Annotated in this window: 17 protein-coding genes; 5 read left to right on the top strand and 12 right to left on the bottom strand. The window is 60.3% G+C overall.

The window, feature by feature from the left end:
* Positions 1-18 precede the first annotated feature (18 nt).
* Positions 19-831, bottom strand: coding sequence for a prolipoprotein diacylglyceryl transferase (lgt, locus tag ACEN8Q_RS24630; RefSeq protein WP_413703843.1), 813 nt, complete (start codon positions 829-831; stop codon positions 19-21).
* A gap of 97 nt (positions 832-928) precedes the next feature.
* On the bottom strand, positions 929-1711 hold the full coding sequence (locus ACEN8Q_RS24625; RefSeq protein WP_111285325.1) for a sulfite exporter TauE/SafE family protein: 783 nt from the start codon (positions 1709-1711) through the stop codon (positions 929-931).
* Positions 1712-1844: 133 nt separating this feature from the next.
* On the opposite strand from ACEN8Q_RS24625, the gene ACEN8Q_RS24620 reads away from it, so the two are divergent.
* Positions 1845-2591, top strand: a complete 747-nt coding sequence (locus ACEN8Q_RS24620; RefSeq protein WP_413421862.1) for an NRDE family protein — start codon at positions 1845-1847, stop codon at positions 2589-2591.
* A 104-nt stretch (positions 2592-2695) separates the two neighbouring features.
* Here ACEN8Q_RS24620 and ptsP read toward each other — a convergent pair whose 3' ends face one another.
* Together ptsP and ACEN8Q_RS24610 are read right to left on the bottom strand one after the other, a co-directional pair.
* Entirely contained in the window at positions 2696-4975 is a 2280-nt protein-coding gene (gene ptsP, locus ACEN8Q_RS24615; RefSeq protein ID WP_413421864.1) for a phosphoenolpyruvate--protein phosphotransferase, read from the bottom strand.
* 22 nt (positions 4976-4997) lie between these two features.
* Positions 4998-5477, bottom strand: a complete 480-nt coding sequence (locus tag ACEN8Q_RS24610) for an RNA pyrophosphohydrolase (protein WP_003229203.1) — start codon at positions 5475-5477, stop codon at positions 4998-5000.
* A 143-nt stretch (positions 5478-5620) separates the two neighbouring features.
* Here ACEN8Q_RS24610 and ACEN8Q_RS24605 point away from each other — a divergent pair, with 143 nt between their 5' ends.
* Positions 5621-6277, top strand: a complete 657-nt coding sequence (locus tag ACEN8Q_RS24605; protein WP_413421867.1) for an HAD family hydrolase — start codon at positions 5621-5623, stop codon at positions 6275-6277.
* Between the two features lie 106 nt (positions 6278-6383).
* Here the strand turns inward: ACEN8Q_RS24605 and ACEN8Q_RS24600 are convergent, their stop codons facing one another.
* Both ACEN8Q_RS24600 and ilvA read right to left on the bottom strand, forming a co-directional pair.
* Positions 6384-6809, bottom strand: coding sequence for a DUF2269 domain-containing protein (locus ACEN8Q_RS24600; RefSeq protein WP_007976406.1), 426 nt, complete (start codon positions 6807-6809; stop codon positions 6384-6386).
* A gap of 39 nt (positions 6810-6848) precedes the next feature.
* Positions 6849-8363 carry a threonine ammonia-lyase, biosynthetic gene (gene ilvA, locus ACEN8Q_RS24595; protein ID WP_413421869.1) on the bottom strand — a complete coding sequence of 505 codons (1515 nt, stop codon included), beginning with the start codon at positions 8361-8363 and terminating at the stop codon, positions 6849-6851.
* Between the two features lie 269 nt (positions 8364-8632).
* Between ilvA and rpiA the strand changes: the two genes are divergently transcribed.
* Positions 8633-9307 carry a ribose-5-phosphate isomerase RpiA gene (gene rpiA, locus ACEN8Q_RS24590; RefSeq protein ID WP_413421871.1) on the top strand — a complete coding sequence of 225 codons (675 nt, stop codon included), beginning with the start codon at positions 8633-8635 and terminating at the stop codon, positions 9305-9307.
* A 141-nt stretch (positions 9308-9448) separates the two neighbouring features.
* Here rpiA and ACEN8Q_RS24585 read toward each other — a convergent pair whose 3' ends face one another.
* The 4 genes from ACEN8Q_RS24585 to ACEN8Q_RS24570 all read right to left on the bottom strand — a co-directional run bounded on the left by ACEN8Q_RS24585 (position 9449) and on the right by ACEN8Q_RS24570 (position 13763).
* Positions 9449-10363 carry an SdiA-regulated domain-containing protein gene (locus ACEN8Q_RS24585; RefSeq protein WP_413703842.1) on the bottom strand — a complete coding sequence of 305 codons (915 nt, stop codon included), beginning with the start codon at positions 10361-10363 and terminating at the stop codon, positions 9449-9451.
* Between the two features lie 118 nt (positions 10364-10481).
* On the bottom strand, positions 10482-11408 hold the full coding sequence (locus tag ACEN8Q_RS24580) for an SdiA-regulated domain-containing protein (RefSeq protein ID WP_413703841.1): 927 nt from the start codon (positions 11406-11408) through the stop codon (positions 10482-10484).
* Between the two features lie 257 nt (positions 11409-11665).
* Positions 11666-12331 (bottom strand): fumarylacetoacetate hydrolase family protein, encoded by a 666-nt coding sequence (locus tag ACEN8Q_RS24575; protein WP_413421877.1) that lies wholly within the window; start codon positions 12329-12331, stop codon positions 11666-11668.
* A 37-nt stretch (positions 12332-12368) separates the two neighbouring features.
* Positions 12369-13763 (bottom strand): FAD-binding oxidoreductase, encoded by a 1395-nt coding sequence (locus tag ACEN8Q_RS24570; protein WP_043302073.1) that lies wholly within the window; start codon positions 13761-13763, stop codon positions 12369-12371.
* Positions 13764-13969: 206 nt separating this feature from the next.
* Between ACEN8Q_RS24570 and serA the strand changes: the two genes are divergently transcribed.
* A complete protein-coding gene (gene serA, locus ACEN8Q_RS24565) occupies positions 13970-15199 on the top strand; it encodes a phosphoglycerate dehydrogenase (RefSeq protein WP_413703840.1) in 1230 nt (409 codons plus the stop codon).
* Positions 15200-15261: 62 nt separating this feature from the next.
* Here serA and ACEN8Q_RS24560 read toward each other — a convergent pair whose 3' ends face one another.
* Positions 15262-15687 (bottom strand): DUF4399 domain-containing protein, encoded by a 426-nt coding sequence (locus tag ACEN8Q_RS24560; RefSeq protein WP_008015365.1) that lies wholly within the window; start codon positions 15685-15687, stop codon positions 15262-15264.
* 135 nt (positions 15688-15822) lie between these two features.
* Between ACEN8Q_RS24560 and ACEN8Q_RS24555 the strand changes: the two genes are divergently transcribed.
* Complete coding sequence (locus ACEN8Q_RS24555) at positions 15823-16416, top strand: transporter substrate-binding domain-containing protein (protein WP_413421880.1); 594 nt, start codon at positions 15823-15825, stop codon at positions 16414-16416.
* Between the two features lie 55 nt (positions 16417-16471).
* On the opposite strand, the gene ACEN8Q_RS24550 is transcribed toward ACEN8Q_RS24555, so the two are convergent.
* Positions 16472-16957, bottom strand: coding sequence for a DUF523 domain-containing protein (locus tag ACEN8Q_RS24550; protein WP_413421882.1), 486 nt, complete (start codon positions 16955-16957; stop codon positions 16472-16474).
* Between the last annotated feature and the right edge of the window lies 1 nt (position 16958).

Genomic DNA, 16958 nt, shown 5'->3' with positions numbered 1-16958 from the left:
TCGCTGCGGGGTTCGAATTTATACGGCTGCTGCTGGAGATGCCGGGGCGCGGTGATACGCCAGCCAGATCAGCAACAGACCGCCGACGATCATCGGCACGCACAGCACCTGGCCCATGGTCAGCCAGTTCCAGGCCAGATAGCCCAGCTGGGCGTCCGGTACGCGGACGAACTCGACGATGAAACGGAAGATGCCATAGAACAGCGCGAACATCCCGGACACCGCCATGGTCGGCCGCGGTTTGCGCGAGAACAGCCAGAGGATCAGGAACAGCGCCACGCCTTCGAGGGCGAACTGGTACAGCTGCGAGGGGTGACGCGGCAGCTGCGACGGGTCGCTGAACGGCGGGAAGATCATCGCCCACGGCACGTCGGTCGGCTTGCCCCACAGCTCGGCATTGATGAAGTTGCCGATACGCCCGGCACCCAGGCCAATCGGCACCATCGGCGCGACGAAATCCATCAGCTGGAAGAACGACTTGTTGTTCTTCCTGCCGAACCACAACGCCGCCAGCATCACACCGATGAAACCACCGTGGAACGACATGCCGCCCTTCCACACTTCGAAAATCAGCGTCGGGTTGGCGAGGTAGGCATGCAGATCGTAGAACAGCACATAACCCAATCGCCCGCCGACGATCACCCCCATCGACATCCAGAACACCATGTCGGAGAGTTTCTCCTTGGTCCAGGTCGGGTCGAAGCGGTTCAAGCGGCGGGACGCCAGCAGCCAGGCGCCGCCGATGCCGATCAGGTACATCAGACCGTACCAGTGGATTTTCAGCGGACCGATGGCCAGGGCCACCGGGTCGATCTGCGGGTAAGGCAGCATTGCGACTCCTCGTTAGAGTTCAAATCTTAAAAATTCCCGGGCGACGCTGCCACCTCAGGATTAAGCCAGGATTGCGCTGTGCGTCAGAGCAGATGCTTCAGACTAGAAAGTTCAGGCCAACGCAGAACAGCAAAGCGGCAAACAGCCTTTTCAGCAACTTCGGCGACAATCGGTGGGCCAGTCGCGCGCCCAATCGGGCGAACACCATGCTGGTCAGGGCAATGCCCAGCAATGCCGGCAAATAAATGAAACCGAGACTATGGGCCGGGAGCAACGGATCGTGCCAGCCCAGAATCATGAAACTTAATGCACTGGCCAGGGCAATCGGCAGACCGCAGGCCGATGAAGTGGCCACGGCTTGCTGCATCGGCACACTGCGCCAGGTCAGGAACGGCACGGTCAACGAACCGCCGCCAATGCCGAAAATCGCCGAGGCCCAGCCAATCACGCTGCCGGCCAGGGTCAGACCGAGTTTGCCCGGCACGGTTCGGCTGGCCTTGGGTTTGACGTCCAGCGCCAGCTGAGCGGCGATCACCAGGGCGAATACACCAATGAGTTTCTGCAGGTTGGGGCCGGAAATCGCTTCCGCCGTCAGGGCGCCGAACCCGGCACCGATCAGAATGCCGACGGTCATCCACATGAAGATCGGCCAAAGCACGGCGCGACGGCGGTGATGCTCACGCACTGCGTTGACCGAGGTGAAGATGATCGTCGCCAGGGAAGTACCCACTGCCAGGTGCGTGAGGATCGACGGATCGAACCCTTGGGCCTTGAAGCTGAACACCAGCACCGGGACTATGATGATCCCGCCGCCCACGCCAAACAGCCCGGCGAGTACACCTGCACAGGCGCCGAGCGCCAGATAGAGCAGAAATTCCATGGTTGTCCCGCCCGTATCCCCAAAACCGGAGCGGCATGGTACCGGATGCATGGCCTCGAGCTCCACTGTGCAAGGCGATGGATCGATGAGTGATGTCTGCGTAGAGTGGGCAAAAACACACACGGACTCCCTTATGTGCCTGATCGTTTTTGCCTGGCGCCCGGGTCATGCCCAGCCGCTGGTCGTGGCGGCCAATCGCGATGAATTCTACGCCCGCCCCAGCCTGCCTCTGGCGCCATGGCCTGAAGCGCCGCACGTACATGCCGGGCGCGACCTCGAGGCCGGTGGCACCTGGCTCGGTATCGGTGCCAACGGACGTTTTGCAGCGCTGACCAACATCCGCGATCCCCTTCGACCGCCAGGGCTCAAGTCGCGCGGGGAGCTGGTCGCGCGATTTCTCACCGGGGAATTGCCAGTTGAGGACTATTTAGCCGACGTTGTCGACCATTCGAAGGAGTATGGTGGTTTTAACCTGCTGATTGGCAACACCCACGAGCTCTGGCACTTCAACGCCCGGGAATCGAGCGCGGTGATGCTGAAGCCGGGGGTCTACGGCTTATCCAATGCCGGGCTGGATACGCCCTGGCCGAAGTTACTCAAGGCCAAGGCTGCATTGAGCGAAGTGCTGGATGATCCGCAGCCTCAGGCGCTGCTGGCGTTATTGAGCGATGCGCAGACCGCGCCGTTTGCCGAGTTGCCGGATACCGGAGTGGGGCTGGCCACCGAGACGTTGCTGTCGAGCGTGTTCATTGCCAGCCAGAGTTATGGAACGCGGGCGAGTACGGCGTTGATTGTGCAGGCGGATGGGACGCGGCATATGGTCGAGCGCAGTTTCGGGCCGTATGGCGGGCACCTGGGGGAAGTGGAGATCAGGCTTTAGTTTTGTGTTGCCGGCACTGACGCCTTCGCGAGCAAGCCCGCTCCCACAGTTGAGCGCGTCCCTCCTGTGGGAGCGGGCTTGCTCGCGAAGGACGCCCCGCAGATCTAGAGGGGCTTGACCGCAGCCGGGTTGATCATCCGCGCCAGCCCGAGGTTCTTCAGCGCCAGCTGCAGCGAGCTGTGAATCACTTGCGGGTTGTCGATGGTCATCAGTTCCGCCAGCAACTCCTTGGCCTTGCTCAGGTTGATCTGACGCAGCATCCACTTCACCTTCGGCAAGTTGGTGGCGTTCATCGACAGGCTGTCGAAACCCATCGCCATCAACAGCACGGCCGCCGCCGGATCACCGGCCATTTCGCCGCAGATGCTCACCGGCTTGCCTTCGGCATGGGCGTCGCGCACTACGGTTTGCAAGGCTTGCAGCACCGCCGGGTGCAGGTAGTCGTAAAGATCGGCCACCCGCGGGTTGTTGCGGTCCACGGCCAACAGGTACTGGGTCAGGTCGTTGGAACCGACCGAAAGGAAGTCCACTTGCCGCGCCAGTTCCTTGGTCTGATACACCGCCGCCGGAATCTCGATCATCACGCCAACCGGCGGCATCGGTACGTCGCAGCCTTCGTCGCGCACTTCGCCCCAGGCCCGGTGGATCAGGTGCAGGGCTTCTTCCAGCTCATGAGTGCCGGAGATCATCGGCAGCAGAATCCGCAGGTTGTTCAGGCCTTCACTGGCCTTGAGCATGGCCCGGGTCTGCACCAGGAAAATTTCCGGGTGGTCGAGGGTGACGCGAATGCCGCGCCAGCCGAGGAACGGGTTGTCTTCCTTGATCGGGAAGTACGACAGCGACTTGTCGCCGCCGATGTCCAGGGTGCGCATGGTCACCGGTTGCGGGTGGAACGCGGCGAGCTGCTCGCGGTAGATCGCCAATTGCTCCTTTTCGCTCGGGAAGCGCTGGTTGATCATGAACGGCACTTCGGTGCGGTACAGCCCGACGCCTTCGGCACCACGCTTCTGCGCCCGCGCCACGTCGGCCAGCAAGCCGGTGTTGACCCACAGCGGCATGCGGTAGCCATCGACCGTGATACACGGCAGATCGCGCAACGCGTCCAGCCCCAGGGCCAGCTGTTTCTCTTCCTCGACCACTTCGGCGAACTGCTTGCGCAGCACGTCGCTGGGGTTTGTATAGACCTCGCCCCGGTGCCCATCGACGATCATGTCGATGCCATCGACTTTGGAATACGGCAGATCGACCAGGCCCATTACCGTCGGAATACCCATGGCGCGTGCCAGGATCGCGACGTGGGAGTTGCCGGAACCGAGTACCGAAACCAGGCCCACCAGCTTGCTTTCCGGAACCTCGCCGAGCATTGCCGGCGTCAGTTCCTCGCTGACCAGAATGGTGTTGTCGGGGTAGACCAGGGTTTGCTGGCGCTCTTCCTGCAAATAAGCCAGCAGGCGCCGACCGAGATCCTTGACGTCCGAGGCACGCTCGCGCAGGTAAGCGTCATCCATCAATTCGAAACGGTTGACGTGATCGGTGACCACCTGGCGCAACGCGCCCTGGGCCCACTGGCCGGTCTTGATCACAGTGGTGACTTCGTTGCCCAGCGCGGCATCGTCGAGCATCATCAGGTAGACGTCGAACAAGGCCCGCTCTTCCGGGCGCAACTGCGTGGCAAGCTTGGCGGACAACGCGCGCATGTCGGCGCGTACGCCTTCGATAGCGGTCTTGAACAGCCCCAGCTCGGCTTCGATGTCGGCGATGCTCTTGTCGGGCACCACGTCCAGGTCCGCCGGTGGCAGCATGACCACCGCGGTGCCGACCGCCGCACCCGGCGAACCCGGCACGCCGATGAACTTGGCTTCCTGGATGCCTTTGCCCTGACGACCGAGGCCACGGATCGAACCGGTGGCTTCGGCGTGGGCGATAACGCCGGCGAGCTGCGCGCTCATGGTCACGAGGAAGGCTTCTTCACCTTCATCGAACTGACGACGTTCTTTTTGCTGGATGACCAACACGCCGACGACGCGGCGGTGGTGAATGATCGGCGCCCCGAGGAACGAGGCGTAGCGCTCCTCGCCGGTTTCGGCGAAGTAGCGGTAGCGCGGGTGATCCGCGGCGTTTTCGAGGTTCAGGGGTTCTTCACGCGTGCCGACCAGGCCGACCAGACCTTCATTGGGGGCCATGCTGACCTTGCCGATCGAGCGCTTGTTCAAGCCCTCGGTGGCCATCAGCACGAAACGGTTGGTCTCGGGGTCAAGCAGGTAGACCGAGCAGACCTGGCTGCCCATGGCCTCTTTGACGCGCAACACAATAATCCCCAACGCCGCCTTGAGATCCTTGGCGGAGTTAACTTCCTGGACGATCTTGCGCAGCGTATTGAGCATGGCTCGGGGTCGAACTCCGTCGTCAGTCGCGCGCTAAAAGGCGCGGGGCAAGCTCTTTGAGAGCGCGTCGATACACCTCGCGCTTGAATGTCACCACCTGGCCCAACGGATACCAATAGCTGACCCAGCGCCAGCCATCGAACTCCGGTTTACCGGTCAAATCCATCCGCACCCGCTGCTCGTTGGAGATCAGGCGCAGGAGAAACCATTTCTGTTTCTGGCCGATGCACAGCGGTTGGCTGTGGGTACGTACCAGACGTTGCGGCAAACGATAGCGCAACCAGCCCCGGGTGCAGGCGAGAATTTCAACATCTTCGCGCTCCAGGCCCACTTCTTCGTTCAACTCGCGGTACAAGGCGTCTTCCGGCGTCTCTTCGGGGTTGATTCCCCCCTGCGGAAACTGCCAGGCATCCTGATTGATTCGGCGAGCCCATAGCACCTGGCCGGCGTCATTCGTCAGAATGATCCCGACATTGGGGCGAAATCCATCGGGGTCGATCACGGCAACAACCTCGCAAACGCATGTCGCCGCATTGTTCCACAAAGGTCGTGAAGGCGGCAACGAAGGTTCCTACCTTATGTGCACTCTTGTGAAAAGACCGTATTCTTGTCGCCTTTTTACTGACTTTTCAGCGGGTAACTGCAATGCGCCTGGCTTTATTCGATTTGGACAACACCCTTCTGGGCGGTGACAGCGATCACGCCTGGGGCGATTACCTGTGCGAGCGCGGCCTTCTCGACGCCGTTGCCTACAAGACTCGCAACGATGCGTTCTACCAGGATTACCTGGCCGGCAAACTGGATAACGCTGCTTACCTGAACTTCTGCCTGGAAGTCCTCGGTCGCACCGAAATGGCCACGCTGGATCAGTGGCACAGCGACTACATGCGCGACTGCATCGAACCGATCGTGCTGCCCAAGGGCCTTGAGCTGCTGAAGAAGCACCGCGATGCCGGCGACAAACTGGTGATCATCACGGCGACCAACCGCTTCGTCACAGGTCCCATTGCCGAGCGTCTGGGCGTCGACACCCTGATCGCCACCGAGTGCGAAATGGCCGAGGGCCGCTACACCGGGCGCAGCACCGATGTGCCGTGCTTCCGTGAAGGCAAGGTGACAAGGCTCAATCGCTGGCTGGAGGAAACCGGGTTTACGCTGCAAGACAGCTACTTCTATAGCGACTCGATGAATGATTTTCCGTTGCTGGAGCAGGTGACCAACCCGGTGGCGGTTGATCCGGATCCGAACCTGCGGGCCGAGGCCGAGAAGCGTGGCTGGCCGGTGATCAGCCTGCGCGGCTGATATCGCCTTACTGTAGGAGCGAGCTTGCTCGCGATGGTCGTTAACGATAACGCGGGGCACCTGATGCCCCGCGGCGATCTTGAGTTTTTCGCGAGCAAGCTCGCTCCTACACAGGCTTGGCCCCCATCAACCCGGCAATGGCGATAAAACAGACAAAGCTGAACAACGCCAGGGCAAAGGTGAATTTACCCACGCCCCCCGGCGCCTTGCGCAGCTTGTTCAGTCGCACCAGCAACCAAAACCACGCCAGTGCCGCCACCGTGTAAAGCACGCTGGAGGCCAGCAACCAGGTCTGCCCCAGCGGCCAGCCCACCAGATGCACCATCCACCAGCCGGTAAACGGCATGCTCAGCAGCGCCAGCCCCATCAACAGCCAGACAAATACACGTGGCCGCTGCAGGGTGCGGCTTCCCGCCGTCGCATCACCCTTGCGTCGCGCAAGCAAAACCCAGACTCCCAGACCCAGCGCACAAGCCAGCAATACAACAGTGGCCACCATGTGCGCCGCTTTCAGGGCAGTTAACGTTTCCATTGTTCGATTTCCTTATGACCTGCCCATCAGCGTAGCCCTTTAGCCAAGAAACAGCTGATAGGCCGGGTTGTCGCTTTCGTCCCAGTACGGGTAGCCGATTTCTTCCAGCGCCGCCGGCACCAGGTGGCGCTCGTCGTGGGGCACTTGCAGGCCCGCGACGACCCGGCCATCCGCCGCGCCATGGTTGCGGTAGTGGAACATCGAGATATTCCAGCGCCCGCCGAGCTTGTTGAGGAAGTTGAACAGCGCGCCCGGACGCTCCGGGAATTCGAAACGCAGGATCACTTCATCGACCACATGCGCCGCACGCCCGCCCACCATGTGGCGGATGTGCAGCTTGGCCAGTTCGTTGTCGGTCAGGTCCAGCACCGGGAAACCTTGCTCGCTCAGGCTGGTGATCAGTGCGCTGCGCGGGTCGTTTTCCGGGTGGGTCTGTACGCCGACAAAGATGTGCGCTTCGCTGCCGGTGTTGTAGCGGTAGTTGAATTCGGTGATCTGGCGCTTGCCGATAGCCTCGCAGAACGCCTTGAAGCTGCCCGGTTTTTCGGGAATGGTCACGGCGATGATGGCTTCACGACCCTCGCCCAGCTCCGCTCGCTCGGCGACGTGGCGCAGGCGATCGAAGTTGACGTTGGCCCCGGAGTCGATGGCCACGAAGGTCTGGCCGCTGACACCGTGCTGCTCGACATACTTCTTGATCCCGGCCACGCCCAAGGCGCCGGCAGGTTCGGTGATCGAACGGGTATCGTCGTAGATATCCTTGATGGCAGCACAGATTTCGTCGGTGCTAACGGTGATCACTTCATCGACATGATCTTTACAGATGTCAAAGGTGTGCTGACCGATCTGGGCCACCGCAACACCGTCGGCAAAGAGGCCCACGGTCGGCAACACCACGCGCTCACCGGCGGCCATGGCGGCTTGCAGGCAATTGGAGTCGTCCGGCTCGACGCCGATGATCTTGATGTCCGGGCGCAGGTACTTCACGTACGCGGCGATGCCGGCGATCAGACCACCGCCGCCGACCGGGACGAAAATCGCATCCAATGGTTGCGGGTGCTGGCGCAGAATCTCCATCGCCACGGTGCCCTGCCCGGCAATGGTGTGGGGATCGTCGTAGGGGTGAATGTAGACGTAGCCTTTTTCGTCGACCAGTTTCAGCGAGTAGGCCAGGGCTTCCGGGAACGAATCGCCATGCAGCACCACTTTGCCGCCGCGGGAACGCACGCCTTCGACCTTGATCTCCGGGGTGGTCTTGGGCATGACGATGGTCGCTTTCACACCCAGCACCTTCGCCGCCAGTGCCAGGCCTTGCGCATGGTTGCCCGCCGACGCGGTGACCACGCCGCGAGCGCGCTCTTCGTCGCTCAACTGGGTCAACTTGTTGTAGGCGCCGCGAATCTTGAACGAGAACACCGGCTGCAAGTCTTCGCGCTTGAGCCAGATGCTGTTGCCCAGCCGCTCGGAGAGCTGGCGGGCAGTCTGCAACGGGGTTTCTACGGCAACGTCATAAACGCGCGAGGTGAGGATCTTTTTGACGTACTGTTCAAGCATCGGAAAGCATCACTGAGCGGGTTGGGCAGGACCATGGAGTCTAACCCGGCTTTTGTCCGCACGACCACCTGTTGTAGGAGCGAGCTTGCTCGCGAGAAACCCAAAGACGCCGCGGGGTACCTGGTTTTACGCGTTATCGTTCACGTCCATCGCGAGCGAGCTCGCTCCTACAGGGAACGGTCACGAACCGCCAATCGGGCAATGACCTTCCCCGCCCCGAAGCCTATAATGCCGGCCTTTCGTTCTCTCTTCGGCACTTCGGAGCCCGCATGACCCAGGATCAACTCAAACAGGCAGTGGCTCAGGCCGCCGTCGACTTCATCCTTCCGAAACTCGACGACAAGAGCATCGTCGGGGTCGGCACCGGCTCCACCGCCAACTGCTTCATCGATGCCCTGGCCCGACACAAGGGCGCATTCGATGGCGCCGTCGCCAGTTCCGAAGCCACCGCCGCGCGCCTCAAGGGCCACGGGATTCCGGTGTACGAACTGAACACCGTCAGCGACCTGGAGTTCTATGTCGACGGCGCTGACGAGAGCGACGAGCACCTGAACCTGATCAAGGGCGGCGGCGCTGCCCTGACCCGCGAGAAGATTGTCGCGGCCGTGGCCAAGACGTTCATCTGCATCGCCGACGCCAGCAAACTGGTGCCGGTGCTCGGCAACTTCCCGCTGCCGGTGGAAGTGATCCCAATGGCCCGCAGTCACGTGGCCCGTGAGTTGGTAAAGCTCGGTGGCGACCCGGTCTACCGTGAAGGCGTAGTCACCGACAACGGCAACATCATCCTCGACGTGTTCAACATGCAGATCACCAATCCGGTGGAGCTGGAGACGCAGATCAACGCGATTGTCGGCGTGGTCACCAATGGTTTGTTCGCGGCACGTCCGGCGGATCTGTTGCTGCTGGGTACAAGCGAAGGCGTGAAGACCCTGCGCGCTGAGTAATTTGTGGATAGATGAAACCTGTGGGAGCGGCGGTGCGGCGATCCGACTTGCTCGCGAATGCAGGCTGTCAGTTGACATCTCTATCGACTGACACGCCCCCTTCGCGAGCAAGCCCGCTCCCACAGGGTTATGCGTTGCTTTTCAGGGCTGTGGTTTCTTGAAGACGTAAAACAGGTTCGGCTCACTCACCAGGTACAGCGTACCGTCATCTCCCATGGCGATCCCCTCCCCTTGCGGCACGTTTTTCTGCAGACCCTGGCTCCCCTTGCTCAATGACATTGTGCTCAGCGGACGCCCATCCACATCCAGCTCCAGAATCAACCGCGACTCATCCGACAGCGCCAGCAAATGCCCGCTGCGTTCGTCGTATTGCAGGCTCGACAGATCTCGTACAAACAACCCGGCATCACGCTTGGAGTTATTGATCACGTGCACCGAGTAGGATTCTTCAGGGTTGAAGCGCGGAAAGCCGTGTACCTCGTAGATCAGCATCGGGTCGCGCTCCTTGGCCACGAACAGGCGCTTGCCCACCGAGTCGTACGCCAACCCCTCGAAGCCCTTGTTGTTGCTCATGTTTACGCCGATGGTCACTTGTTCGGCGTCTGCCGCGTCGACGAAGGTCGTGTCCTGCTCCAGATGAATCTTGATCAGACGCTGCTGGCTTTCGTCAGCGACCACGTAGGTGTCGGCGCTGATGAACTCCACCGCCTCGGGATCGCCGAAACCGACCAGTGCCACACGGCGCAAAATCCTGCCGTCGAGGGACAACTCGATCAACTCGCTTCGCTTGTTGGTAACGGTGAACAGGCTTTTGCGCACCGGGTCGTAGGTCAACGCTGAAACGTTGTCAACCTGGCTATCGATCACCTGCGCTTCGGTCACGACCTGATATTGGTCAAGGCCCATGGACCGGGAACTCACCGGCTGCCACAGCACGTGCAGATTGAACCAGGCGCGTTCGAACAGGCGCTGGTACTGACCGAGCGCAATCAGCGCGATCAGCGAGACCACCGACAGGATCAGAATCAGGGATTTGGGGCGGGCAAATCGATGCATTCGGGCGGGCTCGGGTTCAAGACAGGCGGATGAAATATCACGCCTGTCTGAACTGAAGCTTAATGGCCGCGGACCCGATTCTACAACCGAGCACAGGCAATCCTGCAAATCGTAAACGTCAGTGCTGTTTTTCGAAGCGATAAAACAGGTTCGGCTCACTCACCATGTACAGCGTGCCCGCGTCATCCATGGTCACGCCTTCGGCACGCGGAATGGTATTTTTCAGGCCATTGAAGCCACGCAACAGCGTAATGAAACTGACCTGTTCACCCTTCTTGTCCAGCTCCAGCAACAGGTGCGAATCGGCGGACAGCACCAGCATGTGGCCGGTCCGCGGGTCGATGGCCAGTGCCGACAGGTTGCGCATATCCAGTGCATGGCTGGCCAGCTTCAGCTTGTCACCGGTAAGGACCTTGCCGTCACCTTTCCAGGCAAACAATGCCGGCGGACGCTCTTCGCCCAGCACCAGCTGCTGATTACGCGAATCCCAGGTGACACCTTCGAAGGCCTTGTTCTGGTCTTTGGAAGGCCCCAGGTCGTATTTCGGGAAATCGACGATGTTCAGCTCGCGGGTGTCGGCATCGACCTTGACGATGGTGATCAGGTGATCGCGTTCATCGACAATCGCCAACAGGCCGTTACCCAGCACGGTAACGCCTTCAGGATTGCTCCAGCCCACCAGCGGCATTTTGCGCAGCACATCGCCCTGCAAGTTCAATTCGACCAGGAACGGGTTCTTGCCCATGACCGAAAACAGGGTTTTGGTCTGGGGGTCATAGGCCAGGTCCGACGCCTCGTCCTTCTCCATGCCCGGCAACGGCTTGGCATCGATCACCGCCCGGTAGTCCGGAAGCCAGATACTGGCCTGACGCTCGGCCGGGCTCTTGAATTGCTCTTTCACCCAGAGCACGCCCCGCGCATCCCAGTGCATGGCAAATGCAACGCCGTAGGCGACAACGGCCACCAGCAGTAGCCAGATTTGCCAACGCAGGGCGAAGCGTGAGCGGCGGGCAGGTTTAAGCGTGGATAGCGGTGGAGTGGCCATTGGGGAATGCGTTCCAGAAATTCAGGCTAGGGGTAATAGCACAATTTGCGGCCGGCTCAGAGGCCGAAAGCCCTGAAATTATCCAGAGAGGATGTGAAAAAAACGGGAAATGACAGGATGAGCCTTTTACAGGCCACCACAAAACCAATGTGGGAGCGGGCTTGCTCGCGAAAACGGTGTGTCAGGCAACACTTATGTTGACTGTCACTCCCTCTTCGCGAGCAAGCCCGCTCCCACAGGATACAGCGGTGTTACAACTAGCGAACGCTGCTGGTAAACCGGCTGGCGCCCGGCAACTCCAGAACGATCTCATCTCCGACATTCAGCGGACCAACGCCCACTGGCGTGCCGGTGAGGATCACGTCCCCGGCCTGCAACGAGAAGCAGCCGGCCATGTGCTGGATCATCGGCACGATCGGGTTGAGCATTGCGCCGCTGTTGCCGTCCTGGCGCACTTCACCGTTGATGGTCAGGCGGATGCCGATGTCGGTCAGGTCGGCAAAGGTGCTGCCGGACACGAACGGAGCAATCACTGCCGCACCGTCGAAGGACTTGGCGATTTCCCAAGGCAAACCCTTGGATTTCAGCTCGGCCTGCTTGTCGCGCAGGGTCAGGTCCAGGGCCGGAGCGAAACCGGAGATGGCGTCGAGCACTTCTTCACGACTCGGCTTGGTCGACAACGGCTTGCCGATCAAGACCGCGATTTCCGCTTCGTAATGCACCGAACCGCGCTCGGTTGGAATGCTGAAGCCGCCTTCCAGCGGCACCACGCAGCTGCCCGGCTTGATGAACAGCAGTGGCTCGGTCGGCACCGGGTTATCCAGTTCCTTGGCGTGTTCCGCGTAGTTACGGCCGATGCACACCACTTTCCCTAGCGGGAAATGAATGCGCGTACCGTCGACATACTGGTGCTGATAGCTCATGGACCGACTCCTGGTTCGTAGCTCTTGAATTCGAAAATCAAACAGCGAAGATCTTGCCCGGGTTCATGATGCCGTTCGGGTCGAACACCGCCTTGACGGCCTTCATGTACTCGATCTCAACCGGTGAACGGCTGTAGGTCAAGTAGTCACGCTTGGTCATGCCCACGCCATGCTCCGCGGAGATCGAACCGTTGTATTTCTCGACGGTTTCGAACACCCACTTGTTGACGGTGGCGCACTTGGCAAAGAACTCATCCTTGCTCAGGTTATCCGGCTTGAGGATGTTCAGGTGCAGGTTGCCGTCGCCGATGTGGCCGAACCAGACGATTTCGAAGTCCGGGTAGTGTTCGCCGACGATCGCGTCGATTTCCTTCAGGAACGCCGGGACTTTCGACACAGTGACCGAGATGTCGTTCTTGTACGGCGTCCAGTGGGAAATGGTTTCGGAGATGTATTCGCGCAGCTTCCACAGGTTCTGCAACTGGGTTTCGCTCTGGCTCATCACGCCGTCCAGTACCCAGCCCTGCTCGACGCAGTGCTCGAAGGTTTCCAGGGCGTGGTTGGCCACTTCTTCGGTGGTCGCTTCGAATTCCAGCAGTGCGTAGAACGGGCAGTCGGACTCGAACGGTGCCGGCACATCGCCACGAGCCATGACTTTGGCCAGGGCCTTGTCGGAGAAGAATTCGAAGGCGGTCAGGTCGAGCTTGCTCTGGAAGGCGTGTAGCACCGGCATGATCGAGTCGAAATCGGCGGTGCCGAGGACCATCGCGGTAAGGTTTTTCGGCGCGCGGTCCAGACGCATGGTGGCTTCGACCACGAACCCGAGGGTGCCTTCGGCACCGATGAACAGCTGACGCATGTCGTAGCCGGTGGCGTTCTTGATCAGGTCGCGGTTCAGTTCCAGCACATCGCCCTTGCCGGTGACGACTTTCATGCCGGCGACCCAGTTACGGGTCATGCCGTAGCGAATGACCTTGATTCCGCCGGCATTGGTGCCGATGTTGCCGCCAATCTGGCTGGAACCGGCCGAAGCGAAGTCCACCGGGTAGTACAGGCCTTTTTCTTCGGCCACGTTCTGCAATTGCTCGGTGACCACACCCGGCTGACACACGGCGGTACGGTCAGTGAGGTTCACGTCGAGGATCTGGTTCATGTAGTCGAACGACACGACCACTTCGCCATTGGCCGCCACGGCAGCGGCGGACAGCCCGGTGCGACCGCCGGATGGCACCAGCGCCACCTTGTGCTTATTGGCCCACAGGACAATGGCCTGGACCTGCTCGGTGGTCTTGGGGAACACGATGGCGGTCGGGGCCGGGGCGAAATGCTTGGTCCAATCCTTTCCGTAAGCATTCAGGGAGTCGGCATCGGTCAGCACCTTGCCAGGCTCAACCAGGGTCTTCAGCTCATCAATCAGGGCAGGATTGGTCATCGACAGAACTCTCGAACAATTCATGGTCATCCTGAGAACGCTTCACGTCGCAGGAATGAGTGTTTAGCGGGGCGCATATGCTAGCATACCGACCCCGCAGCATAGTGCCCAACGGCTGTTCTGCGGCGACGGCTTTCCTGCCGTGCGGGTCAGCTCCGGGCTGCTCCCTTCCCTGCCATTTTTCTCCGGGATACAGGTTTACGCAGATGAGCAAGACTTCTCTCGATAAGAGCAAGATCAAGTTCCTTCTTCTCGAAGGCGTCCACCAATCGGCTGTCGACGTCCTCAAGGCGGCGGGCTACACCAGCATCGAGTACCTCACCGGTTCTCTGCCGGAAGCCCAGCTCAAGGAAAAGATCGCTGATGCTCACTTCATCGGCATTCGCTCGCGCACTCAACTGACCGAAGAGATCTTCGATCACGCGAAGAAGCTGGTGGCTGTAGGGTGTTTCTGCATCGGCACCAACCAGGTCGACCTGGACGCTGCCCGCGAACGCGGCATCGCCGTGTTCAACGCTCCGTACTCCAACACCCGCTCCGTAGCGGAACTGGTGCTGGCCGAAGCGATCCTGCTGTTGCGCGGCATCCCTGAGAAGAACGCTTCCTGCCACCGTGGCGGCTGGATCAAGAGCGCGGCCAACTCCTTCGAAATCCGTGGCAAGAAGCTGGGTATCGTCGGTTACGGCTCTATCGGTACTCAACTGTCGGTCCTGGCTGAAGGCCTGGGCATGCAGGTGTACTTCTACGACACCATCACCAAGCTGCCATTGGGTAACGCCACTCAGGTAGGCAACCTGCACGAGCTGCTGGCGATGTCCGACATCGTTTCGCTGCACGTACCAGAAACCGCCGCCACCCAGTGGATGATGGGCGAGAAGGAAATCCGCGCGATCAAGAAAGGCGGCATCCTGATCAACGCCGCCCGCGGCACCGTGGTCGAACTGGACGCCCTGGCGGACGCGATCAAGGACAAACACCTGATCGGCGCGGCCATCGACGTATTCCCGGTGGAACCACGCTCCAACGACGAAGAGTTCGAAAGCCCGCTGCGTGGCCTGGACAACGTGATCCTGACTCCGCACATCGGTGGTTCTACCGCTGAAGCCCAGGCCAACATCGGTCTGGAAGTGGCGGAAAAACTGGTCAAGTACAGCGACAACGGTACTTCGGTATCGTCCGTGAACTTCCCGGAAGTGGCCCTGCCGGCTCACCCTGGCAAGCACCGCCTGCTGCACATCCACGAAAACGTCCCGGGTGTGATGAGCGAGATCAACAAGGTCTTCGCCGAAAACGGCATCAACATCTCCGGTCAGTTCCTGCAGACCAACGAGAAGGTCGGCTACGTGGTGATCGACGTCGACGCCGAGTACTCGGACCTGGCGCAAGAGAAGCTGCAACACGTCAACGGCACCATCCGTAGCCGGGTGTTGTTCTGATCGCGACTTGAGCGACAAAAAAAGGGAGCCTTCGGGCTCCCTTTTTCATTCACGCAACAACGTTACTTGACGTTGACGGTGATTTTCTCGGAAACGATCGGCGGATCGAACGGCATGTGGTTGCTATCGCCCAGTTCAAGCTGCAGGGTGTGTTTGCCCGGCGTGAGCGTAATTTCAGCCTGGGTCTGCGCACCGCCGAAATGCAGGTGGTTGGCATCCTTGGGGATCGGCGCACCGGCGGCTGGCAGCTCATCGACGTCGATCAGCACGTGGTGGTGACCGGTGTTCTTGGTGGTATCGCCCGCCGGTGCCAGGGCAATGTTCTCGACCGCGAACTTGACGACGACTGTCTGTGGAATCGTCGCACCGTCCTTGGGAGAAACAATGGACACTTCGGCGCCTTTCGGAGCCGGCGTTGCAGCACTGGCCAGCACCGAAACACCCATCAACAGGCCAGCCAAAGCAGCACGTGACATAAAGGTTTTCATTCTCTTCTCCAGTTTTTCCATAAAATCCGCGTGGTCATGACAACTTCAGAGCCATTTGTTGTCGAAGGCACTCGACAACCATAGCAAAGCGAGCCTGAATCAGAGGGTCGCGATAATAAATTCAAAGGAGTGACCATGCGCTTTCTGCCTGGCCTGATCTGCCTGCTACCCCTTTTGAGCCCTTTGGCTCATGCCGAACTGATTGACGACGTGAACGACCGCGGCGAATTGCGCATTGCCCTTGAAGCCAATACACCCCCCTTCAATTTCAAGGAAGACGGCAATCTTGCGGGCTTCGAAGTCGAACTGGGTCAAATGCTGGCCAACGAACTGGATGTGCGCGCCGACTTTGTCGTCACCGATTCCAACGATCTGTTGAGCGGTGTTGAAAGCGGCAAATACGACATCGCCATCAACCACATAGCAGAGACCCCCGATCTAAAGGATCGTTTCGATTTCAGCGAGCCTTACATTCAAACCCATGCGCAGTTGATCGCGCAGAAAGAAGAGCCGCGCTCCATTCTGCTGGTGCAGTCACTGACAGAAGAGAAGCCCAAAGCCAACCCGGCCGTGAGCCTGGCGATTCCGTTTCAGAAGGGTAATCCGGCGTTCCATGCCAGCCTGGAAAACGCATTGCAGCGGATCAAGGATGATGGGCGCCTGCAAGCGCTGGAGCAGAAGTGGTTGGGGGCGGATGCGGATGTGGAGCCCAAGCCGAAAGAACAATGAAACCCAACTGTGGGAGCGGCGGTGCGGCGATCCCACATTGGTTTTGTGGCGGTTGTCAGTCCAGCGTCAATAAAGCCTGCGCCGCTTGCGGCAACTCCAGTTCACTGAACACCTGCACCCCATGGCGCTTGAGCAGCGCCGCCGTCACGCCCTCGCCACTGACCTTCACGCCGCTGAACGTCCCGTCATAGGTCAGCAGATTGCCGCAGGACGGACTGTTGGCCTTGAGGACGGCGATGCGGATGCCATGCATTTGCACCAGCTCCAGCGCCTGATACGCCCCCGACAAAAACGCCGCACTGACGTCCTCGCCTTCGGTAGTGATCACCAATGCATGGCCATCGAGGACTTGCGCGCCCTGCCCGCCTGGAATTTCCGCTGCCGGCCGTGGCGTTGGCAAGCCTCCGGCGACCTCCGGGCACAATGGCACGACCCGACCGTCATCAAGCCACTGCTGAAGCTGGTCGAACGGCCCGCTGGCCCCGCCGTCGTAACGTACGCGGTGTCCCAACAGGCAGCGGCTGACGAGAATTTTCTGCATG

This window comes from Pseudomonas sp. Pseusp16 (assembly GCF_047324915.1).
GTDB lineage: Bacteria > Pseudomonadota > Gammaproteobacteria > Pseudomonadales > Pseudomonadaceae > Aquipseudomonas > Aquipseudomonas fluorescens_CD.
The sequence above is the reverse complement of the archived record's forward strand: the minus strand, read 5'-3'. Positions and strand labels throughout refer to the sequence as shown.